The 6,526-nt window shown below is 45.5% G+C and carries 4 protein-coding genes; 1 reads left to right on the top strand and 3 read right to left on the bottom strand.

Features of this window, described 5'->3' with window-relative positions; translation table 11 throughout:
* Positions 1-31 precede the first annotated feature (31 nt).
* The 3 genes from infB to rimP all read right to left on the bottom strand — a co-directional run bounded on the left by infB (position 32) and on the right by rimP (position 4,852).
* Complete coding sequence (gene infB, locus ACOIT5_RS10380) at positions 32-3,031, bottom strand: translation initiation factor IF-2 (protein ID WP_423130401.1); 3,000 nt, start codon at positions 3,029-3,031, stop codon at positions 32-34.
* 111 nt (positions 3,032-3,142) lie between these two features.
* Positions 3,143-4,378 (bottom strand): transcription termination factor NusA, encoded by a 1,236-nt coding sequence (gene nusA, locus ACOIT5_RS10375; protein ID WP_423130400.1) that lies wholly within the window; start codon positions 4,376-4,378, stop codon positions 3,143-3,145.
* Between the two features lie 12 nt (positions 4,379-4,390).
* The gene (gene rimP, locus ACOIT5_RS10370) at positions 4,391-4,852 is read right to left on the bottom strand and encodes a ribosome assembly cofactor RimP (RefSeq protein WP_423130399.1); all 462 of its coding nucleotides are present in this window, start codon (positions 4,850-4,852) and stop codon (positions 4,391-4,393) included.
* 489 nt (positions 4,853-5,341) lie between these two features.
* On the opposite strand from rimP, the gene ACOIT5_RS10365 reads away from it, so the two are divergent.
* The gene (locus ACOIT5_RS10365; RefSeq protein WP_423130398.1) at positions 5,342-6,493 is read left to right on the top strand and encodes an acyloxyacyl hydrolase; all 1,152 of its coding nucleotides are present in this window, start codon (positions 5,342-5,344) and stop codon (positions 6,491-6,493) included.
* Positions 6,494-6,526 lie beyond the last annotated feature (33 nt).

Raw genomic sequence — 6,526 nt, 5'->3', positions numbered from 1 at the left:
GGCCGGATTTTCCTTGTGAACCAATGAATGGTTATAATGTTTTGGCAACTTCAATTTCGTGGAATGCTTCAATCATATCGCCTGTTTTGATGTCATTGTACCCATCAATATTCAAACCACACTCATAGCCCTTTACCACTTCTTTCACATCTTCTTTAAAGCGTTTCAGCGATCCAAGTACGCCGGTGTAAATAACAATACCGTCACGGATAATCCGTACCTTATGTGAACGGACAATCTTCCCGTCGCGAACCAGACATCCCGCCACGGTGCCCACCTTCGTGATCTTAAAGGCTTCGAGAACCTCGGCGGTTCCGGTGATTTCTTCCCTGATTTCCGGAGAAAGCATTCCTTCCATAGCCGATTTAATTTCGTTGATTGCATCGTAAATAATGGAGTAAAGACGGATATCCACCTCTTCTTTCTCAGCCAGCCTGCGCGCCTGAAGCGAGGGACGCACCTGGAACCCGATAACAATCGCATCGGATGCTGTTGCCAGCATAATGTCCGATTCGGAAATCGCGCCAACGGCCTTGTGGATCACATTGACCTGAATTTCTTCGGTGGAAAGTTTGATCAACGAGTCGGAAAGAGCTTCGATCGAACCGTCCACGTCGCCTTTCACAATCAGGTTTAACTCCTGGAAGTTACCGATGGCGATACGACGGCCAATTTCATCAAGCGTGATGTGTTTTTGGGTACGAAGTCCCTGTTCGCGCGAAAGCTGTTCGCGTTTGTTGGCAATCTGCCGGGCTTCGCGTTCGTTTTCAAGTACATTGAACTTATCGCCCGCTTGCGGCGCACCGTCGAGACCCAGAATGATCACCGGTTCGGAAGGTCCTGCCTCTTGAATCCGTTGGTTCCGTTCGTTAAACATCGCTTTTACGTGCCCGTAATACTGACCGGCTAACAGAATATCGCCCTGTCTCAGGGTTCCGTTTTGCACCAGTACCGTAGCCACATAACCCCGTCCGCGGTCGAGCGATGATTCAACAATGGTTCCGTGGGCCCGTTTATCCTTGTTGGCTTTCAGTTCAAGCATTTCGGCCTCGAGCAGGACTTTCTCCAGCAACTCGGCGACGTTCGTGCCGTTTTTCGCCGAGATATCCTGACTTTGGTATTTACCACCCCATTCTTCGACCAGGTAATTCATATTAGCCAGGCCTTCTTTGATTTTCTCCGGATTTGCTCCTGGTTTATCAATTTTATTGATGGCAAAGACAATCGGAACTCCTGCGGCCTGGGCGTGATTGATCGCCTCAACAGTCTGGGGCATGATGTTATCATCGGCCGCTACGATAATGATGGCAATGTCGGTAACCTGGGCGCCCCGTGCACGCATGGCTGTAAAGGCTTCGTGTCCGGGAGTATCCAGAAAGGTAATGTGACGACCGTCTTCCAGGGTGACGTGATAAGCGCCAATATGCTGGGTAATGCCCCCTGCCTCGCCGGCAATCACGTTGGCACTGCGCACGTAGTCAAGGAATGAGGTTTTCCCGTGGTCAACATGCCCCATCACGGTAACGATGGGAGCTCTTGGGTGAACTTCATTCGGCAAATCGTCGTGTTCTTCAATGGCTTCCAGAATTTGTGCACTTACAAATTCAACTTTGTAGCCGAATTCATCCGCAACAACCGACATGGTTTCGGCATCCAAACGCTGGTTGATCGACACGAACAAGCCCAAGCTCATACACGATGAGATGACCTGGTTTACACCCACGTCCATCATGGTAGCCAGCTCGGCAACCGATACGAATTCGGTTACTTTCAGAATATTTTTTTCCGCAGATTGCTTTTCATGCTCAGCAGCAGCGCGTTCGCTGGCAGCATGCCGTTTATCCCGGCGGTATTTCGATCCTTTTGATTTTCCTTTTGTTGAGGTGAGACGGGCCAGCGTATCTTTAATTTGTTTTTGCACATCTTCTTCGCTGACTTCCTTTTTAATCACCCGTTTTTTGGCCTTGCCTGAAACCGGCCCTTGCTTCTGTTGGCCGGGAGCGCCGCCTTGTTGTTTGTTCCCGACATTAATCCGCTGTTCGTTCCCGTCTTTATGGATCCGACGGCGTTTTTTCTTTTGAGCCGCGTCGTCACGCGATATGACAATGGTCTTTTTCTCGGGCAGATCAATTTTACCAACCACCGTTGGCCCTGAAAGCCTCGGTGTTTTTTCTTTGCTTTCTTTATTCTCCTGATCTGCAGGGGCAGGAGCAGGCGCCTGCTGGCTTTGGAACGATTGCCTTTTCTGTTTATCTCGTTCCCGGCGTTCATCTTCCCGCTGTTTCTTGGTTTTCTTAGCCGGGCGTGTTTTCTGATTCAGGGTTGACAAGTCGATTCGTCCCACCACCTTAACCTCTTCCACTTTGGGAATATTGGTTGGCATTTGTTCGGGTTCGACCGGTTTTGTTTCTTCTTTTTTCACCGGCTCCACCGGCTCGGCCTTAGCAGGTTCTTCAACCGGTTTTGGCTCGGCTTTGATTTCTACCGTCTTTTTAATTACCTGTATTTTTTCTTTTTTCACTTCTTCCGGTCGTTTTTCTTCCGGTTCGGGAGTTGGGATCTCTTTCTTTTTATTCAGATGCTCCAGATCAATTTTACCCAATACTTTGGGCTGCTCAATCTGGTGGGTATAATGCTTCGTCTGCTGATCAGCCGGGATTTGGGGTTTTGGCTGTTTCACCGGCGAAATATCTCCTTTTGAACTGCTGTGATCCGTAATCCGGATCTCATCCGCCGAATCGTCGTCTTCATCATCAAATGATTCAGCATCTTCATGCAGGTCATCGAGTGTAATGGTTTCTTTTTTGGTACGCTGGCTTTTCAGGTTAATCTTTTCTGATTCTTTTTTGAGGCTGATATCACTTTTATACTCTTTTTCGAGCAAGTGATAGGCATCCTCCGAGATTTTTGAATTCGGATTTGAATCAACATCGAATCCTTTTTTATGCAAAAATTCTACGATTGTTGTAATCCCAACGTTAAATTCTCTTGCTACCTTACTTAGTCGCGTATTTTTGTTGCCAATTGTCATATACCCAATCTGTTTTTATAATCTTCTTTTTTGCTTAATTGAGAAAATTATGCAAGTTTACTCAATTTATTTAAAACCTGACCCGTGACAGGTTATTTTTAAAATAAACACTTATTCAAACTCAGACCGCAGAATCCGCAACAGTTCGTCGATTGTTTCTTCTTCAAGGTCGGTTCGTTTAATTAAATCATTCCGGCTTAAGCTCAACACGTTTTTTGCCGTATCGCAACCAATTGCCTTCAACTCATCCAGGATCCATCCTTCAATTTCGTCAGCAAATTCATCCAGGTTAACATCTTCGTCGTCGGCAACCATTTCGCGGTATACATCAATTTCGTATCCGGTTAGCTGGCTGGCCAGGCGAATATTTAAGCCTCCTTTTCCAATAGCGAGAGAAACCTCGTCGGGTTTCAGGTAAACATCGGCCCGTTTGGTATCTTCATGAATTTTAATCGACGTGATTTTTGCCGGATTGAGGGCACGTTGAATGAACAACTGCAAATTGGTTGAATAGTTGATCACATCGATGTTCTCGTTGCGCAACTCCCGCACAATTCCGTGAATACGCGATCCCTTCATGCCCACGCATGCACCTACCGGATCAATGCGTTCATCATACGACTCAACAGCCACCTTCGCACGTTCACCCGGAACGCGTACAATTTTTTTGATGGTGATCAGCCCGTCGAAAATTTCAGGTACCTCCAGCTCAAACAAACGTTCCAGAAATACTGATGAGGTCCGCGACAAAATGATCAGCGGGTTATTGTTCCGCAGTTCTACTTTATAAACAACCGCGCGTAAGGTATCGCCCTTTCTGAAATAATCGGAAGGAATTTGCTCCTGCTTCGGCAAAATCAACTCATTCCCTTCGTCATCCAGGATGAGGATTTCCTTTTTCCAGACCTGGTACACCTCGCCGGTGACGATATCGCCGATTTTATTTTTATACTTGTTATAAATATGGTCCTTTTCGAGTTCGAGGATTCGGCTGGCCAGATTCTGCCGCAGGTTAAGGATCGCTCTCCTTCCAAATTCGTGTAATTTAACCTCATCGGTCACCTCTTCGCCTACCTCATAATCGGCGTCAATTTTTTTGGCCGCCGACAGCGTAATTTCCAGGTTTGGATCGCTTATCGCATCGTCTTCAACAACGGTCCGGTTACGCCAAATCTCAAAGTCGCCTTTGTCGATATTGATAATGATGTCAAAGTTTTCATCTGTTCCGAATGTCTTTTGCAAAACGTTTCTAAAAACGTCTTCCAGCACACTCATCATCGTGACCCGATCAATATTTTTCAGGTCTTTAAATTCGGAAAAGGTATCGATAAGATTAATATTATCCATCTTGCCCGGTTTTTAGAATTTTATAATGTTTTTAACTGTTTTTACTTCATCAAACGAAAAATGATGCGATTGAGTGACGAATTCTTTGGCCTTGCTTCCCTCCACCTTCTGTTTCTTTGTTGTTTCCAGTTCAAAGCCGGCTTCATCCACCAGTTTTAACAGGCCTGCCAGTTTTTGTCCGGTTGAAAGAACCACCTCGACTTCCTGCCCGATATTTTTCACGAACTGACGGCGTACTTTAAACGCCTGACCAAGCCCTGCCGAAGACACCTGTAATTCAAAGTCTTCAACTTCGCGATCGAGCTTCCCTTCAATTTGCCGGCTGACCTGAACGCAATGGTCAATGGTAATTCCTTTTTCACTATCGAGCAGTACCGTGATCTGGTTTGCAGGACTGACCTCTACGTCAACGATAAATTGATCTTCCGTCAGCTTTTCTTCTATCCATTGAATTATTTTATCCCGGTCGATCATAGAACATGCTTAATAAAATAGGGGACTTCAGGTCCCCTATCTCGGTTTGTGTTTAATTGTCAGCGCAAAAGTACAAAAATCTATTGAAATCGCAAAACAATAAGAATTGTTCTTCAGACCATGAAAAGAGCAGGAAGTAGTAAGACGGGAGGAAGTCGCAGTATTCAGTATTCAGTGATCAGTGTTCAGTCGCAAGCTGCGAGTCAAGAATCAAGACCGGAAACTTGGAACTCGAAACTCGAAACTCTCTGCGTTAATGATTTAAACGCAAAGGACGCCGAGAAGCGCAGAGGACGATCACCGGTTACTCACTACTCACCACTTATCCCCTCTCAATCATCCTCCGATAATTCGCCCGGATTCATGTTAAGATTTTTTTAAACTACATGGTTTCAGAAAAAGTTGCATGAACTTTGTTAGTAAATTGCTCTTTGAAATATAATTTTACTTTGACAAATTAAGGTTAGAGTTTGATTTCTTTTTGATCTTATGCAGGTAAATAAAATTATCCGGATATTTTTTATTGTTTTCATTTCGGGATTGGCCGGAAAAAAGCTGGAAGGTAAAGACACAAATCCTTATCGTCAATTCCGCTTTATTGAGATAAAAGGACACTCCGGGAGTCATTATTACTCCGGCGAATCACTAAGCGATGCGCTTAAAAACGGCTATCGTGCAGTAGAGGTCAGGTATGGCTGGCAGAGCAACAATCCGGATGGCTGGCAAAGCAAATACCGGTACCCGGGCTATGGGGTTGGCTGGTACAGTGGTTTTATTGGTGATCCGAACGTACTGGGCATGCCCGGAGCCCTGTATGGTTTTATTTCATTTCCCCTGTTCCAGTTTCGGCGTCACGAAATTGGACTGGAACCCGCCTTTGGAATCAGTTATGACCTGAATCCGTACGACGAAGAAAACAATTCGGACAATGACGCCATCGGTTCCAGGTTTAACGTTTATTTTAACCTGAATTTAGGAGGGCGCTACCGCATTACCCGCGAGATTGACTTGCTGTATGGGCTGGATATCACACATCTCAGCAACGGGAGGACATATTTACCAAATTCAGGGCTGAATATGTTTGGTCCGAATCTGGGAATCCGCTATAACTTTAACGCCCGCCAAAATAAGATTGACAATTCGCCCAACCCGACTAAGATTCTGGATGTGAGGCCGGTACTCGACACCTACCGCAAAGCCATGCCTGTCAGTGAATACAGCTTACTGTTTTACATGGCAACCGGGCTTGTTCAGGATCGTGAACACAAAGGATCGAATAAGCAATACAGTACCTTTAGCTCAATTCTGGAAGGCCAGTATAAATTCACAGAGAAGAGCGCTATATCCCTGGGGTTTGACGCGTTTTATGACAGTAGTCTTAAAATCTCTTTCCCTGATCATTCTGTTGATTTTTACGGCGCTCACCTCGGATACGATTTTATGTTCTGGAAAATGGCCATCCGAATGCAAGGCGGCACCTATCTGCATCAAAAAGCACGAAACTTCAAAGGAAGCTATTTTCTGCGTCCTGCCCTGAAATTTGATCTCAGCAGGGTTGTTTATTTCCAACTGGGCTTAAAAACCCAAAACGGTTTCATTGCCGATTGGGTTGAATACGGCTTGGGAATCCGGTTGTTTTAATGGCCATCGGTCGGTTCATAAAAAAATCCCCGA

The sequence above is a fragment of the Gaoshiqia hydrogeniformans genome, assembly GCF_049347105.1.
Classification (GTDB): domain Bacteria; phylum Bacteroidota; class Bacteroidia; order Bacteroidales; family Prolixibacteraceae; genus Gaoshiqia; species Gaoshiqia hydrogeniformans.
The sequence above is the reverse complement of the archived record's forward strand: the minus strand, read 5'-3'. Positions and strand labels throughout refer to the sequence as shown.